Genomic DNA, 14,861 nt, shown 5'->3' with positions numbered 1-14,861 from the left:
CTTGACGCGGTCCGGCACCTACGCCGCCTCCGATCGGTCCGCCGCCATGCCCGCGGCGTCCAGGAGCGCCTTGCCGACGATCAGGTCGGCGCCGCCGAACTCCGGGTCGTCCAGCTCCGTGCCGTCGTCGACGGCGAACAGGAGCTGCTGTTCGCCCTGGCGGTAGGCCGTGCCCACCGGGGGGCTCGCGGCATGGATCGCCAGCAGCGCTATCAGATACGGGAGTTCGGGGTCGCGGCGGCGGGCGTCGGCGAGCAGTCCGGACAGGCGGCGCGGCGCGTCGGCCGGGAGGTCGAGGAGTTCCAGGGCGGAGGCCAGCTGTTCCTCGCTGAAGCGGCTGTCGTCCGGTGTGGCGACCAGGTCCGGCTCGGGCATCTCCGCCCCGAGGTGTTCGCGCTCGACCGGCGGGGTCAGCAGCAGGTCCACCAGGTCACCCACCCGTACGGCCGCGGGCGTGCGCAGGCCCGTGCCGCGCGCGAAGAACGCGTCGGTGACCCGCGTCGCCTGCTCGACGGGCAGCGGAAGGACGGGCGCGACGAGCTGGCCGTAGAGGTCGAGCCCGGAACCGGCGACGCGGGCGGCGAACGCCTGGCGGTCCTGCTCGGCCCGGAACAGCGGGCCCGCCTCCAGCAGCCGGGACTGGAGCTGGGTGTGACGGCGGATGCAGTCCTTGACGATGTCGACCAGTTCGGCGGCGCGGCGCTTGTGCTCGGCGTCCTCGGCCTCGTCGCGGGCGCGGCGGATGTTCGTCAGGATCGCGTTCTCGTGGCGGTAGCGGTCGGCGACGTGGTCCAGCGCCTCGGCGATCATGTCGGGTACGGCCGACAGCCAGTCGACGGCGCGGACGTTGCGGCGCGTCGCCTCCAGGGTTCTGCGCAGCGCCTCCGCGTACTGCACGGTGCGGTACCGGGCCTGCTCCGCCGCCAGTTGGGCGTCGGCGAGGCGCCCGCGGCTGATCAGCACCTCCAGCTTCACCTCGGCGGCGATCTGGGCGCTCGTCACATCGGTGTCGAGCGCGCCCATCAGGACGTTGACCGCTTCGTCGGTGGTGCGCAGATAGACGCTGCCGCCCGGGCCCGGCACCTCCTCGATGAGCTTGAAGTCGTAGTCACGGCGGACGTAGGCGCCGTCGGGCCCGAACGTGCCGTAGACGGCGCGGAATCCGCGGTCCACGCTGCCGACGTTGATGAGGTTCTCCAGCACCCAGCGGGCCACCCGGTCGTGCTCGGCGACCGGACGGGACGGCGCCTGGGCGGCCACGCGCGGCATGAGCCTGGCCACTATCTCCTCGTGGTCGGCGCCGGTGTCGAAGTCCATGTGGAGCGTGACGAGATCGATGGCGGAGAGGGCGACCTCGGCCATCGCGTAGACCGAGTACTCGCCCGCGAGGTTGGACTTGCGGGTGTCCAGGTCGTGCAGCGGGGCGGTGCAGGCGAGCGCGCGCAGCCGCCGGGCCAGCCCTTCGTCGGCGGCCGGGCCGGGGGCCGGCCGGGCGGACCCGTTGAACTGGGGCGGAACGGCCGCCGGGGCTGGAGATGTCACGACGCACAGATTAGGTGGTGGGACCGACAACGGACGAAACGGCGCGGACCTGGACCGGGGGCCACGCCGGACAACTCGGGGTCGCACGAGCCGACATGTGGCACATTCGGCTCATTCTTCACATCTCGTACAGCGCCCCGCCCCGGCGTGAGTCCCGCCACGGGGCGGGCGCACCGCCCCCGGTCACATCTCCGCGACCTTCCGCGAGTACGCCTCGGAGAGCTGCGCCCTCGAGTCGTCCAGATAGACCGCGAGCATCCGCTCGGCCTGTGCGGTGTCCCCCGCCCGCAGCGCCGCGAGGATCTGCCGGTTCCGGGCCAGATAGGGCTCATGGAAGCGGCGCGGATCGGCCATGACATGGAACACCAGCCGGAGTTCGGCCAGGACGCCGCGCATCATCTCGTCCAGCCGCGGGCTCTCGGCGAGGGCGACGAGCGCCTGGTGGAAGCGGATGTTGGCGGTCGACAGATCCTGCCAGGACTGCTCGCGGGCCGCCTTCTCGCCCGTCGCCAGCGCCGCTTCGAGGGCATCCAGCCGCGAGGCCGGGTCCCCCGCTCCGCGCACGGCGGCGCATTCGACCAGCTTCCGGACCCGGTAGATGTCGAGCAGCCCCTCGAGCGTGACCACCCGGACGAACACCCCGCGGTTGAGCTGGTGCACCAGCAGCCGCTCGTGGGTCAGGAGCCGGAAGGCCTCGCGGAGGGTGTTGCGGGAGACGCCGAGGGCGCCGCCGATGTTCTCCTCCGAGAGCCGCGTGCCGGGCGTGAAATAACCCTCGGCGATCCGGTCCCGCAGGATCGAGGCGACCCGTTCGGCCGTACTCGTACGCCCCAGGAGCGCCCGGTCCTCCTCCAGACCCGCCGCCTCCACGAGCCGGGGCTCGTCCTCGTCGGCCACGGCACACCTCCCTGTTCCGCCCGCGTCACGCCGGTGTGATCGCGCTGCCAGGGGGAGTCAATCCCAAGACCGGCGAGCGGGACAACACACCTCTTGTGGGATCGTTCAACGATCCGCTACGTTGTTCCGAACATCGGGACGGCCCGGCCGCCCCCCTCTGGGAGGGGCCGCGCGGCACGGGCGGTTCCCTGTTCGGCAGGGGAACGCGTCCGCGTCCGGGAATCAGGGGCGGTCCGCGTCCGCCGCGCGAGCGGGGCCCGCCCCCGGCCCGTCCGGGGTGCAACCGAGCGGAACGGCCCGGCACTTGGGGAGCGTAGGACGTATGAGCGACGCGGTGATCGATCTCAACGCCGACCTCGGTGAAGGGTTCGGCCGGTGGAGTCTCACCGACGACGACGGTCTCCTCTCCGTCGTCACCAGCGCCAATGTCGCCTGCGGCTTCCATGCCGGGGACCCCACGACCATGCGCCGGGTGTGCGCGACCGCCGCGGAACGCGGCGTGACCATCGGCGCCCAGGTCTCCTACCGCGACCTCGCCGGCTTCGGCCGCCGCCCCATGGACGTGCCGCCCGAGGAGCTCGCGGACGAGATCGCGTACCAGATCGGCGCGCTGGAGGTCTTCGCCCGCGCGGGCGGTGCCCGTGTCGCGTACGTCAAACCGCACGGCGCCCTCTACAACCGCGTCGTCGCCGACGAGGAGCAGGCAGCGGCCGTGGTCGAGGGCATACGCCTGGCCGGCAGCGCCCTGCCCGTGCTCGGCCTCCCCGGCTCCCGGCTGCACGCCGCCGCCGACAAGGCCGGGCTGCCGGTCGTCGCCGAGGCGTTCGCCGACCGTGCCTACACCGCCGAGGGGACCCTGGTCTCCCGGCGCCTGCCCGGCGCGGTCGTCAGCGATCCGGCCGCGGTGATCGACCGTTCCGTACGCCTCGCCGTCGACGGCGCGGTGGACGCCCTCGACGGGCGGCGCGTCGCCGTCCGCGCCCGCTCCCTCTGCCTGCACGGGGACACCCCGGGCGCGACGCAACTGGCGCAGGCGGTCCGTACGAAGCTCGAAGCGGCCGGCGTACGGGTCGAGGGCTTCGCATGAGCGGCCTCCCCCTGGAGACACCGCACATGAAGGCCCTCCCCGCCGGTGAGCACGGGCTGCTCCTCGAACTCGGCAGCGGTGAGGACGTCGAAGCGCTCCATGCCGAACTGCTGCGCCGCCGCGCCCTCGACGAACTCCCTCCCGTGCGCGAGGTCGTCCCCGCGGCCCGGACCGTCCTCGTCACGGGACTCGCCGACCCCGGCGCCTTCGCCGCCGAGCTGGCGCGCTGGCGGATCCCGCCGATCGCCCGCGGGCAGGAGTCCGCGGTGGAGATCCCGGTCCGCTACGACGGCCCCGACCTCGCCACGGTCGCGGGGCACTGGGGGGTCCCGGAGGAGGAGGTCGCGCGGATCCACGCCGGCACCGAATTCCGGGTCGCCTTCTGCGGATTCGCGCCCGGCTTCGGCTACCTCACCGGCCTCCCCGAGACCTGCCACGTTCCGCGCCACTCCACGCCGCGGACCAAGGTCCCGGCCGGTGCGGTCGCCCTGGCCGGGACGTACACCGGTGTGTATCCGCGCTCGTCGCCCGGAGGCTGGCAGCTCATCGGGACGACCGACGCCGTGCTCTGGGATCCCGCACGCGAACCCGCCGCGCTGCTCGCGCCTGGCACCCGCGTCCGGTTCGTCCCCGCACCGCGGAAGGACGAGGACGCCGCATCGCCGAACGCCGGGGACGCCGCGCCGGAAACGGGCCGGGCCTCCGCGCCCGCGCAGCGGCACCCGGCACACGAGCCCCGGCCGGCCGCCGTCCGGGAGAGCCGCGGATGAGCGACCGGGAGCTGGAGATCGTCGACCCCGGCCCGCTGACGACCCTTCAGGACCTGGGCCGCCCCGGCCACGCGCATCTGGGGGTCGGCCGCGCCGGTGCCCTCGACCGGGGCGCGCACCGGCTGGCCAACCGCCTCGTCGGCAATCCGGCCGAGGCCGCCGGCCTCGAGACGACCCTGGGTGGCTGCACCGTACGGGCCCGCGGTGCCGTCACCGTCGCCGTGACGGGTGCGCCGTGTCCGGTCACGGTCGACGGTCGACCGGCCGCGTGGGGAACGGCCGTACGGGTCCCCGCCGGTGGCCTCCTGCGCGCCGGGGCCGCGACGCACGGGCTGCGCAGCTATCTGGCGTTCGCGGGGGGCCTCGCGGTCGATCCGGTGCTCGGCAGCCGCTCGGCCGACCTCCTCTCCGGCCTCGGCCCGCCGCCGCTCACCCGGGGCACCGTACTGCCGCTCGGCGACAGGGACGGGCCGGTGCCGGCAGGCGCGGACACCGTTCCCTGGGAGCGGCCGCCTGCCGAACTCGTGCTGCCCGTCCTGCTCGGGCCGCGGGACGACTGGTTCACCCCGGCCGCCCTGCGCACGCTGGCCACCGGCGACTACCGGGTCTCGCCGTCGGGCAACCGCATCGGGCTGCGCACGGACGGCCCGCCGCTGGAGCGGGCGCGGGACGGCGAACTCCCCAGCGAGGGCATGGTGCTGGGCGCCGTGCAGGTGCCACCGGACGGCCGGCCGGTCGTCTTCCTCGCCGACCATCCGACGACGGGCGGCTATCCGGTGGTGGGCGTGGTGCCCGAGAGCCGTCTGGACGCCGCCGCCCAGGCCGTGCCCGGCACGCCGATCCGCTTCCTGCCGGTACGGCCGCGCTGAGTTCGGTGCCCTGGCGGTCGGCCGCGACGGTTCGCGGTCAGGTGCCGTCGGGAGCGACGGCCGTCGTTCAGGTGCCGTCGGGAGCGCGGCCGTCGGTCACGTGCGACGGGAGAGAGGGTGCCTCGCGCGACGGGAGAGAGACGGCTCGTCAACCGTCCGCGCTGCCGTAGCCACCGCCCCCGGGCGTCCGGACGACGAGGACGTCACCGGCCTCCACGTCGGTCACGTCGCAGCCCTCCAGCGCCTCCGTCGTGCCGCCCGACCGCTCGATCGCGTTCTCGCCCAGCTCCCCCGGCCCGCCGCCCGCCATCCCGTACGGCGCCACCCGCCGGTGCCCGGTGAGCAGCGCGACGGTCATCGGTTCCAGGAACCGGATCCGGCGCGTCACGCCGTGGCCGCCGTGCCAGCGGCCGCGTCCGCCGCTGCCGTCCCGCACCTCGAAGCTCTCCACCCTCACCGGGTAGCGCCACTCCAGGACTTCGGGGTCGGTCAGCCGCGAGTTGGTCATGTGGGTCTGGACGGCGTCGGCCCCGTCGAAGCCGTCACCCGCCCCGGATCCGCCGGCCACGGTCTCGTAGTACTGGACGCGGTCGTTGCCGAAGGTGACGTTGTTCATCGTGCCGGAGCCCTCGGCCTGGACGCCGAGCGCCGCGTAGAGCGTGCCCGTGACGGCCTGCGAGGTCTCGACGTTGCCCGCGACCGTCGCGGCCGGGTGGGCCGGAGCGAGCATCGAGCCCTCCGGGATGCGCACCTCCAAGGGCTTCAGACAGCCGCTGTTGAGAGGGATGTCGTCGGCGACGAGCGTCCGGAACACGTAGAGGACGGCGGCCATCACCACCGAGCTGGGCGCGTTGGAGTTGCCGGGCTGCTGCGGCGAGGTCCCGGCGAAGTCCAGCACGGCGCTGCGGGCCTCGCGGTCGACGCGCAGGTCGAGGCGGATGACGGCGCCGGCATCGGTCTCGTAGTGGTAGGAGCCGTCGTCCAGCCCCGCGAGGATGCGGCGGACGGACTCCTCGGCGTTGTCCTGCACGTGGCCCATGTACGCCCGCACCACGTCGAGCCCGAACTGCTCGATCATGCGCCGCAGTTCACGGATGCCCTTCTCGTTGGCGGCGATCTGGGCGCGCAGGTCCGCGAGGTTGGCGTCCGGGGCGCGGGAGGGGTACGGGCCCGCGGCCAGCAGCTCGCGCGTCTCCTCCTCGCGCAGCCGCCCGTCCCGTACGAGGAGCCAGTTGTCGAAGAGGACGCCCTCCTCCTCGATGGTGCGGCTGAAGGCGGGCATGGAGCCGGGCGTGATACCGCCGATCTCGGCGTGGTGCCCGCGCGAGGCGACAAGGAAGAGCAGCCGCTCCCCTTCCTCGTCGAACACCGGCGTGACGACGGTGACATCGGGGAGGTGCGTCCCGCCGTGGTACGGGTCGTTGATCGCGTAGACGTCGCCCGGCCGCATCGCGCCCTCCTCACGCCGGCGCCGCAGCACCTCCTTGATGGACTCCCCCATCGAGCCGAGGTGGACGGGGATGTGCGGGGCGTTGGCGATGAGGTTGCCCTCGGCGTCGAAGAGCGCACAGGAGAAGTCGAGCCGCTCCTTGATGTTGACGGAGTGCGCGGTGTGCTCAAGGCGCAGCCCCATCTGCTCGGCGATGGCCATGAAGAGGCTGTTGAAGACCTCCAGCATGACCGGGTCGACGTCGGTGCCGACGGCCGCCCGCCCTGGCCTGGGGCGGACGCGGGTGAGGACCAGGTGTCCGTGCGCGCCCGCGGTGGCCCGCCAGCCGGGCTCGACGACGGTGGTCGCGTCGTCCTCGGCGACGATCGCCGGGCCGGTGACCCGGTCCCCGGCGCGCAGCCGCTCCCGTTCGTGGAGCGCGGTGTCCTGCCACCGTCCCTCGCTGAACATCCGCACCGTGGCGGCCGCGCGGGCGTCCTCCCCGGTCCCCGACGCGCCGTCGCGGGGCGGGAGTTCGAGGGCGTACCCCGCGGTGTCGCCCGACGATCCGACGGCCTCGACGGACACCGCTTCGGCGACGAGCGGCTTGTCCATGGTGAAGGCGTAACGGGTGCGGTGGGCGCGGACGAACTCCTCGCGCATCGCGTCCGCCGTGTCCAGCGGTACGGCGATGGCGGCGTCCGTGCCCGCGTACCGCAGGTGCACCCGCGCCGAGGTGGTGACCGTGTCCTCAGGGACGCCGTCGGCCAGGAGTTCGCCACGGGTCTGTGCGGCGAGCCGGTCGCACACCTCCCGCACGTCGTCCATCGCGTCCTCGCCCAGCTCGGTCTCGACGGCCTGCTCCCGCATGGCGGTGGCGTCCGCGACCCCGATGCCGTAGGCGGAGAGCAGTCCGGCGAGGGGCGGGACGACGACCGTGGAGATGCCGAGGGCGTCCGCGACCGCGCAGGCGTGCTGGCCGCCCGCGCCGCCGAAGCTGGTGAGGGCGTACCGGGTGACGTCGTGACCGCGCTGCACGGAGATCTTCTTGACGGCGTTGGCCATGTTGAGCACGGCGATGTCGAGGAATCCCGCGGCGACCTCCTCGGGGGTGCGGTCGTCGCCCGTGGCCCCGGCCGCCTCCCGCGCGAGGCCGGTGAACTGCGTGCGGACGGTTCCGGTGTCGAGCGGCTGGTCGCCGCCGGGGCCGAACACCGCCGGGAAATGGGCGGGTTGGACCCGGCCGAGCATCACATTGGCGTCGGTCACGGTCAGAGGGCCGCCCCCGCGGTAGGAGGCCGGTCCGGGGACGGCACCGGCCGAGTCGGGACCCACGCGGTAGCGCCTGCCGTCGAAGTGCAGGACCGAGCCCCCGCCCGCGGCGACGGTGTGGATGTTCATCATGGGCGCCCGCATCCGTACGCCCGCGACCTCGGTGCCGAAGACCCGCTCGAACTCCCCCGCGTAGTGCGAGACATCGGTCGACGTGCCGCCCATGTCGAAGCCGATGACGCGGTCGTGGCCTGCCTCGGCGGCGGACCGCACCATGCCGACGACGCCACCCGCGGGTCCGGAGAGCACCGCGTCCTTGCCGCGGAAGTGCGCGGCCTCCCGGAGCCCGCCGTTGGACTGCATGAACATCAGCCGGACGCCCCGCAGTTCCGCGGCGACGCCGTCGACGTACCGGCGCAGGATCGGCGAGAGGTAGGCGTCGACGACGGTGGTGTCGCCTCGCGGGACGAGCTTCATCAGCGGGCTGACCTCATGGGAACAGCTCACCTGGGTGAAGCCCAGATCCTCGGCGAGCGCGCCGACGGCCCGCTCGTGCGCGGCGTGACGGTAGCCGTGCAGGAACACGACGGCGGCGCTGCGGAGACCGTCGCGGTGGGCGGCGCGCAGCGAGGCGGCGACGGCGTCGAGGTCGGGTTCCCGCAGGACGTCACCGTGCGCGCCGACCCGCTCGGGCACCTCGATCACCCGGTCGTAGAGCGCCTCCGGGAGGAGGATGCGGCGGTCGAAGATGCGCGGCCGGTTCTGGTACGCGATGCGCAGCGCGTCCCGGAAGCCCTCGGTGACCACGAGGACGGTCGGTTCGCCCTTGCGCTCCAGGAGGGCGTTGGTGGCGACGGTCGTGCCCATCTTGACGACCGCGATGCGCTCGGCCGGCACGGGCTCGCCGTCCCGGAGATCGAGCATCAGCCGGACGCCGGCGACGGCGGCGTCCTCGTACCGGTCGGGGTTGTGGGACAGCAGCTTGCGGGTGACCAGCCGTCCGTCGGGCCGTCGTCCGATGACGTCGGTGAAGGTACCGCCGCGGTCGATCCAGAACTCCCAGCGTCCGGTCATCCGTCCATTGTCGCAGCGGGGACGGCGGGGACGGCAGGGACGGCAGGGACGGCGGGGACGGCGGGGGCCCTAGAGGGCTGACGCACATGTGCCGCCGGCGTGCCGCGGGCCGCCTCGGCCAGGGTCGCGCGGTCACCGAAGGGCGTGGCGGGGGGCGAGGGAGGCCAGGGCGCGGAGCGCGGCGCGGTGAGCACGCACGTCCAGGACCGGCGCCGTTCCGCCGAGCCGGTGCCGGCCCTCCCCGGCGGCGAGCAGCAGCAACCCCGGCAGCAGGTCCTGGCAGCGCGCGGCCACCCACTGCGTGCCCTTCGTCGCCAGCCACAGGGCCTGCGCGAGACGGCTGGGCCCCGGGGTCACCGGCTCGGTGCCCGGAGGCGGGGTTTCGGTGACGCCCGCGCCGGACGAGGTGCCGGGCGGTCTGGACGGCGCAGTGGGCCACGCCGTTGGCATCGGGCGGGAAGGACTCGGTGACGATGACGACACGCATAGGGGTGTTGTCGACGTACGGAGCGTGGATCGGGCCACGTGGATCTTTCCGCCGGTGGAACGTCCCATGAGCGTTGTCACCGAGTCCCTGCCGGTGTCGTCACACGGCGGGCATGTCGGGCCCGATCCGGCTGCGGACGGCCGTCTGGACCTCCGCCTCCTCCGCGGGGTCGGCCGCGAGCCTCCGCAACCGCTCGACGACGCGCTGGTCGCCGGTCGCCGCGTGCCGCGCCGCCAGCTCGCGCGTCGTCTCCTCGCAGTCCCACAGGCACTCGACGGCGAAGCCCGAGCCGAAGGCCGGGTCGGTGGCGGCGAGCGCGCGGGCGGCACGGCCGCGCAGATGGGAGGACGCGGTCTCGCGGTAGATGTGGCGCAGGACGGGGGCGGCGCAGGCGATGGCGAGGCGTCCGGTGCCGTCGACGAGTGTCATGAGATCGGGGGCGTCCGCGCCCTCGGTCCGTACGGTCCTGCGCAGCGCGGAGAGGACGAGGTCGGCGTCGGCGTGGCCGCCGCGGCAGGCGAGCATGCAGGCGGCCGCGCTGCCCAGCGCGTCCGTGCGGCGGGCCCAGACGCGGGCACGGGCGATGGCCGCCGTACTGCGCATGCGTTCGAAGGCTGAGAGGGCCGCCTCCGCGACCACGGGCGAGGCGCCGGCCGCGGCGGCTTCGATCAGGTCGAAGGCCTGGGGGTCCTGCTGTTCGGCGAGGTAGCGGAGCGCCGCGCCGCGGGCGCCGTCGGGACCGCTCAGGGCCGCGCGCACGACCTCGGGGCGGTCCTCGGGGGTGGCGACGGCGGTCAGGCAGCGGGCCGCCGCGATGTGTCGGGGCTGGGAGGGGTGCTGGTCCAGGCCCTGCTGGGCCCAGGCGAGGACCTCGTGGACGCTCCAGCCTGGACGGGGGCCGGTCGGCCGCAGCTGGCGCTGCCAGCGGTCGAAGCAGCCCTGCTCGCCGGCGGCCCGCACGCGGGCGGCACCGGCCGGGTCGTCGGCGTTCTCGGCCCACAGGCGCCAGGGGCGGGGTTCGAAGGCGTCGCGGACGGCGGTGGCGAGATCGGCCTCTCCCTCGGGAGTGGCCGGGAATCTCGCGAGGATGGGGGTGCCGAGGGCGCGCAGAGCGGTGTCGTCGTCACGGAGGGCCAGCTCGTCGAGGGCCCAGGTCCAGTTGGAACCGGTGGCGGCGTAGCGGCGGAGCAGCAGCAGCGCGTCCTGGCGACCGTACGAGGCGAGGTGGCCGAGGACGGCGAGGGCGAGGCCCGTGCGCTCCTCGGAGGGGTCGAGGACGTCGTCCGCGTGGAAGAGGTGTTCCTCGATCTCCTCGAGACCGGCGTCCAGGTCGAGGCAGAGGCGTGCGTAGTACAGGGAGCGGTTCTCGATCTGCCAGTCGCGCCGGGGGTCGCGCAGCACGCAGTGGTGCAGCGCGGCGAGCGCCTCGGCCCGTGGGGCCGCGAGGGCGTGCAGGGTCCCGTCGCCGCGGCCTCGCTGCAGGAGGCCGAGCAGGGTGCCGCTGGGCGCTATGTCAGGATCGAACATAAGGTCAGCATCCGGTGCGGTGGGTTCGCTGGCAACGGGATTTCCCGCGACCGGCATTCTTGCCGGTGCCCCGGGGGTCTACGCCTGGTGAACGGCGAGGATTTCCGGGTCACGCGGCCCGCAGCCTACCCGGACGGATCAATTCCGCGGAGTCCGGACGGTCTTGAGCCCTTGTCGCGCGCTTGTACGGGGCCGGGAGGCCGGTGTCATATGTCGGAAGCACCACCGAAACGGGTGTTGCCAAATCCCTTACGGCTCGTCGCTCCCTGTGCAAGAGTCGTAACCGGCCCTTGGGTCAGAGTCGGCCGCGCAGGTAATGGAGTACGCAATGCCGTCCCCCACTTCTACGGACCGATCCGCCGCTCAGCCGCCCGAGCGCGGCCCGGTCGACGCACTGATCTCTCAGACGCGGAGACTGCGCGGCGGTGTCGATGCCGTACGCCGTGACACCGTCTCGGACGAGGACGACGCCGGTCTCCGGTGGCGGCGTGCGCTCTGCGATCTCGCCGTCCACCATCTCGACGACCTCGGCCAGCAGCTCGGCCAGCTCCGTGAGGGCCTGCCGCCCGAGGAGCCCGGCGCGGACGGCGTCCCGGGGGCGACGGCCATCCCGCTGCCCACGGCTCCGCCCGAGCGCCGCCGCAGCTCGCTCCTGAGCCGGGTCGGCAGCGCCGAGTGGAATCTGCTGGCGGACGAGGTCGACTGGTCGGAGGAGCTGTTCCGGATCTTCGGCCGCACCCCTGAGGAGGGTGCCCTCTCGCTCGACGAGCTGCCGTCGTTCGTCCTCCCCACGGACCACTCGCAGTTGACCACGATGGTCACCGACTGCCTGGTCGAAGGGAAGCCGATCGACGGGGAGTTCAGGATCGTCCGGGCCGACGGCGCCGAGCGCACGGTCCACATGACGGGTGAGCCGGTCCTCGACGCGGACGGCTGCACGGCCTCGATGTGGGCCGTCCTGCGGGACGTCAGCGAACTGCGCCGCAGCCAGCAGGTCGTCCACGAGACCCAGGCCTCGCTGCAGCGCGAGCGCCATGCCGCGCAGACCGAGCGCCGGCTCGCGGTGGAGCTCCAGGAGGCCGTCCTGCCGCCCTGGCGCGGCTCCCTGCGGTTCCCGGGGACCGGACCGGCCACCCTCGACGTACCGGCGACGCTCGACGTGGCCGCGCACTATCTGCCGTGCGCCACCGGCGCGTTGATCGGCGGCGACTGGTACGACGCGATGCCGCTGCCCGACGGGCGGGCGCTCCTCAGCGTCGGCGACCTCACCGGCCACGGCGTGACCGCGACCTCCGGGATGGCGATGCTGCTCGGGGCGCTGCGCGGCATGGCCGTCGCGGGCGTGACCCCGGGCCAGTTGATGGGCTGTCTCAACCATCTGCTGGACACGGCCTCCCAGCCGGCCCTGGGCAGTGCGGTGTGCTGCCTGTACGACCCGGCGACCGGTGCGCTGACGTGGTCGCAGGCCGGCCACCCCGCCCCGCTGCTGTTCCGCAACGGGGCGGGGCGGGCCCTGTCGGCTCCCGAGGGGGTGCTCCTCGGGGCGACCTCCGGTGCCGCGTTCGGGCAGGCAGAGGAGCAACTGCTCCCCGGCGACCTGCTCGTGCTGCACACCGACGGCCTCGCGCGGCGGCACGGAGCGGACCCCGCCGACCCGGACCAGGACTCCACGGGAGCCCAGCGTGTACTGGACCTGGCGCCGCGGCTGACGGCGGCCCGCAGCGCGCAGGAGTGCGTACGGATCGTGGTCGAGGAGTGCGGCGGCACGGAGCGCGAGGACGACGCGTGCGTCCTGGTGGCACGGGTCGGCTCCTGACACCGGTCCTGACACCGGTGTCGGTGTCCGAGGGTGTCGGTGTCGGAGGCCGCATCCCGGTGCCGACGATGACGGCGCCGGCGCACACGGAACCGTGCCGCGAACGAGCGGCCCGGTCACACCGAACACCCCTGCACGAGGCACCGCTTCACACCGCGCCCGGAACAGAGCTCAATCGCCCTTCTCCGGCGCCGCGTTGACGCGGGGATCGGTCTCCCGCCTCCCGCATGGCGTACGGAGCGCCGGACGTCCTCGTACGCGTCCACGCGTCGCGGACGGACACGCCTACGCGTCGCGGACGCGCGCCGTGATCCCCTCGTGCCGGGTGCGCCGCGCCGTGGCGCACCGCGCAGGTGTCCACCGCGCGGCGGCGGTGGATCTCCCTCACACGGTGGCGCTGCTCCCCTTGGCGGCCTTGCCCGGAGCCTTCGGAAGCGCCTGCTCGATCTCCATGCGCAGATCCTCGATCTTGGAGTAGTCGGCGAAGCGCCCCGTCAGCCGGTACATCTCGCGCAACCGGTCCCATGTGCGGTGCGACGAGGTGTCACCGATGCTGAGCAGCGCCATCCGGGCGTAACGGTCGGCCTGTTCGGGGTCGTCGGCGATGAAGCAGGCCGAGGCGATCGAGATGTGGTCGAAGATCTGCGAACGCTGGCGGCCGTTCTCCCGCATGTCCAGTGCCTGTTTGGCGTGGCGGTGCGCGATGGAGGCCACGGACGGGTCGTGCTCCGCGAGTGTGCGGTAGACCAGGCCCTCCATGCCGTGCAGATCCGCCTCGTTGAAGAGCTGCATCCAGCTCGGGGGCGGTACGTCGCCCTTGTCCGAGACGAACATGTCCTCCGCCTCACCCAGCGTGCGGTGGACCGCCTGGACCTGTCCCTTCGACGCCTGCGCCCAGGCCTCGATCGTCTGGAACATGGCCCGGGTCCGCGGCAACATCTGCTCGCCCGCACCGGACTTGGCCAGCTTCATCAGGTCCAGGGCGTCGTCGGGACGGCCGAGATGCACCATCTGGCGGGCGGCACGGGAGAGCGCCTCCGCGGCGCGCGGCCGGTCACCGCCCTCGCGGGCCGCGTGGGCCGCGATGACGAAGTACTTCTGCGCCGTGGGCTCCAGACCCACGTCGTGGGACATCCAGCCGGCGAGAACGGCGAGGTTGGCGGCCACCCCCCACAGCCGGCGCTGGAGGTGATCGGGGTGGCGGTAGGCGAGGATGCCGCCCACCTCGTTGAGTTGGCCAACCACGGCCTTGCGCTGGAGCCCGCCGCCGCGGGCGGCGTCCCAGGCGCGGAAGACCTCGACGGAACGCTCGAGCGCCTCGATCTCCTGCGAGCCGACGGGAGCCGCCTCGTAGCGGTCGTGGCCCGCGGGTTCCGCGGTGGATGGTGCGCCGCCCCTGACGCGGTCGGCCGCGAGGGCGGGGTCGGTGTGGAGCCAGTCGTACATGGCGCTGGTCAGTGCTGAGCCTGCGGCGAGCGCGGCGCCCGCGCCCACCAAGCCGCGTCGGTTGAGCATGAGGTCCATTCCCGTGAATTCGGTGAGGACCGCGGCTGTTCGGTCCGGCGCCCACGGAAGCCCGTCCGTGGACTGCCGCTTCCCTGCACGCCCATGTCTGGCGAGCCCGAGGTCCTCGATGGTCACGACACGGCCGAGGCGCTCGGTGAACAAGGACGCCAGTACCTTCGGCACCGGATCGCGCGGCACTTCGCCGGTGTCGATCCAACGCCGCACCCGCGAGGTGTCGGTCGCCAGCTGCGGATACCCCATGGCACCCGCCTGCCGGTTGACCAACCGCGCGAGCTCCCCCTTGGACCAGCCGGTGAGACCGAACAGATCCGAGAGTCTGGTGTTGGGTTCCTTGGTCACGTCAAGCCCCCAGGTTCCTCGGCTGTGTTGACAGTAACCGCCCGTCACGGGCCAGGCGACTATTCGCCAGGGTTCGCCAGGGTGCGCCAGATGGTGTGCCACCCGCAGCCGGGTGTCTGTTAGAAACGCGCCTCCCCGGCCCGGAGCCCGGATCGCACTCCCCAGGGTGCGACCGGCCCTCCGGATCCGGGAGTGCGCGCACAACTCGTCGGCGCACGAAGGGAT

The 14,861-nt window shown here is 73.5% G+C and carries 10 protein-coding genes; 4 read left to right on the top strand and 6 right to left on the bottom strand.

All coding sequences use genetic code 11. The annotated features are described in order from the left end of the window. Nucleotides 1–18: 18 nt before the first annotated feature. Nucleotides 19–1,542: a hypothetical protein gene (locus tag ABZ822_RS30830; protein WP_360861422.1), complete on the bottom strand. Its 1,524-nt coding sequence runs from the start codon at nucleotides 1,540–1,542 to the stop codon at nucleotides 19–21. Between the two features lie 183 nt (nucleotides 1,543–1,725). Beyond that, entirely contained in the window at nucleotides 1,726–2,439 is a 714-nt protein-coding gene (locus ABZ822_RS30825; RefSeq protein WP_360861420.1) for a GntR family transcriptional regulator, read from the bottom strand. 322 nt (nucleotides 2,440–2,761) lie between these two features. On the opposite strand from ABZ822_RS30825, the gene ABZ822_RS30820 reads away from it, so the two are divergent. From ABZ822_RS30820 to ABZ822_RS30810, 3 genes are read left to right on the top strand one after another with little or no spacing between them, the layout of a single operon-like run. Next, nucleotides 2,762–3,526 (top strand): 5-oxoprolinase subunit PxpA, encoded by a 765-nt coding sequence (locus ABZ822_RS30820; protein ID WP_360861418.1) that lies wholly within the window; start codon nucleotides 2,762–2,764, stop codon nucleotides 3,524–3,526. Between the two features lie 26 nt (nucleotides 3,527–3,552). Then, the gene (locus ABZ822_RS30815) at nucleotides 3,553–4,296 is read left to right on the top strand and encodes an allophanate hydrolase subunit 1 (protein ID WP_360861495.1); all 744 of its coding nucleotides are present in this window, start codon (nucleotides 3,553–3,555) and stop codon (nucleotides 4,294–4,296) included. Further along, nucleotides 4,293–5,165, top strand: coding sequence for a biotin-dependent carboxyltransferase family protein (locus ABZ822_RS30810; protein ID WP_360861416.1), 873 nt, complete (start codon nucleotides 4,293–4,295; stop codon nucleotides 5,163–5,165). The genes ABZ822_RS30815 and ABZ822_RS30810 overlap by 4 nt, the downstream gene beginning before the upstream one ends. Before the next feature lie 148 nt (nucleotides 5,166–5,313). Here the strand turns inward: ABZ822_RS30810 and ABZ822_RS30805 are convergent, their stop codons facing one another. From ABZ822_RS30805 to ABZ822_RS30795, 3 genes are all read right to left on the bottom strand, one after another. Continuing rightward, entirely contained in the window at nucleotides 5,314–8,940 is a 3,627-nt protein-coding gene (locus ABZ822_RS30805; protein WP_360861414.1) for a hydantoinase B/oxoprolinase family protein, read from the bottom strand. Between the two features lie 132 nt (nucleotides 8,941–9,072). Then, entirely contained in the window at nucleotides 9,073–9,297 is a 225-nt protein-coding gene (locus tag ABZ822_RS30800) for a hypothetical protein (RefSeq protein WP_360861412.1), read from the bottom strand. A gap of 229 nt (nucleotides 9,298–9,526) precedes the next feature. Continuing rightward, a complete protein-coding gene (locus tag ABZ822_RS30795) occupies nucleotides 9,527–10,954 on the bottom strand; it encodes a HEAT repeat domain-containing protein (protein WP_360861410.1) in 1,428 nt (475 codons plus the stop codon). A 328-nt stretch (nucleotides 10,955–11,282) separates the two neighbouring features. Here ABZ822_RS30795 and ABZ822_RS30790 point away from each other — a divergent pair, with 328 nt between their 5' ends. Next, on the top strand, nucleotides 11,283–12,770 hold the full coding sequence (locus ABZ822_RS30790; protein ID WP_360861408.1) for a SpoIIE family protein phosphatase: 1,488 nt from the start codon (nucleotides 11,283–11,285) through the stop codon (nucleotides 12,768–12,770). A gap of 384 nt (nucleotides 12,771–13,154) precedes the next feature. On the opposite strand, the gene ABZ822_RS30785 is transcribed toward ABZ822_RS30790, so the two are convergent. Next, nucleotides 13,155–14,636: a hypothetical protein gene (locus tag ABZ822_RS30785; protein ID WP_360861406.1), complete on the bottom strand. Its 1,482-nt coding sequence runs from the start codon at nucleotides 14,634–14,636 to the stop codon at nucleotides 13,155–13,157. Between the last annotated feature and the right edge of the window lie 225 nt (nucleotides 14,637–14,861).

Origin of the sequence: Streptomyces sp. NPDC047108, assembly GCF_040643575.1 — a bacterium.
GTDB lineage: Bacteria > Actinomycetota > Actinomycetes > Streptomycetales > Streptomycetaceae > Streptomyces.
The sequence above is the reverse complement of the archived record's forward strand: the minus strand, read 5'-3'. Positions and strand labels throughout refer to the sequence as shown.

Coding starts and splice junctions, on each gene's coding strand:
- ABZ822_RS30820 (WP_360861418.1), top strand. CDS start 2,762: ATGAGCGACGCGGTGATCGATCTCAACGCCGACCTCGGTGAAGGGTTC.
- ABZ822_RS30815 (WP_360861495.1), top strand. CDS start 3,553: ATGAAGGCCCTCCCCGCCGGTGAGCACGGGCTGCTCCTCGAACTCGGC.
- ABZ822_RS30810 (WP_360861416.1), top strand. CDS start 4,293: ATGAGCGACCGGGAGCTGGAGATCGTCGACCCCGGCCCGCTGACGACC.
- ABZ822_RS30805 (WP_360861414.1), bottom strand. CDS start 8,940: ATGACCGGACGCTGGGAGTTCTGGATCGACCGCGGCGGTACCTTCACC.
- ABZ822_RS30795 (WP_360861410.1), bottom strand. CDS start 10,954: ATGTTCGATCCTGACATAGCGCCCAGCGGCACCCTGCTCGGCCTCCTG.
- ABZ822_RS30790 (WP_360861408.1), top strand. CDS start 11,283: ATGCCGTCCCCCACTTCTACGGACCGATCCGCCGCTCAGCCGCCCGAG.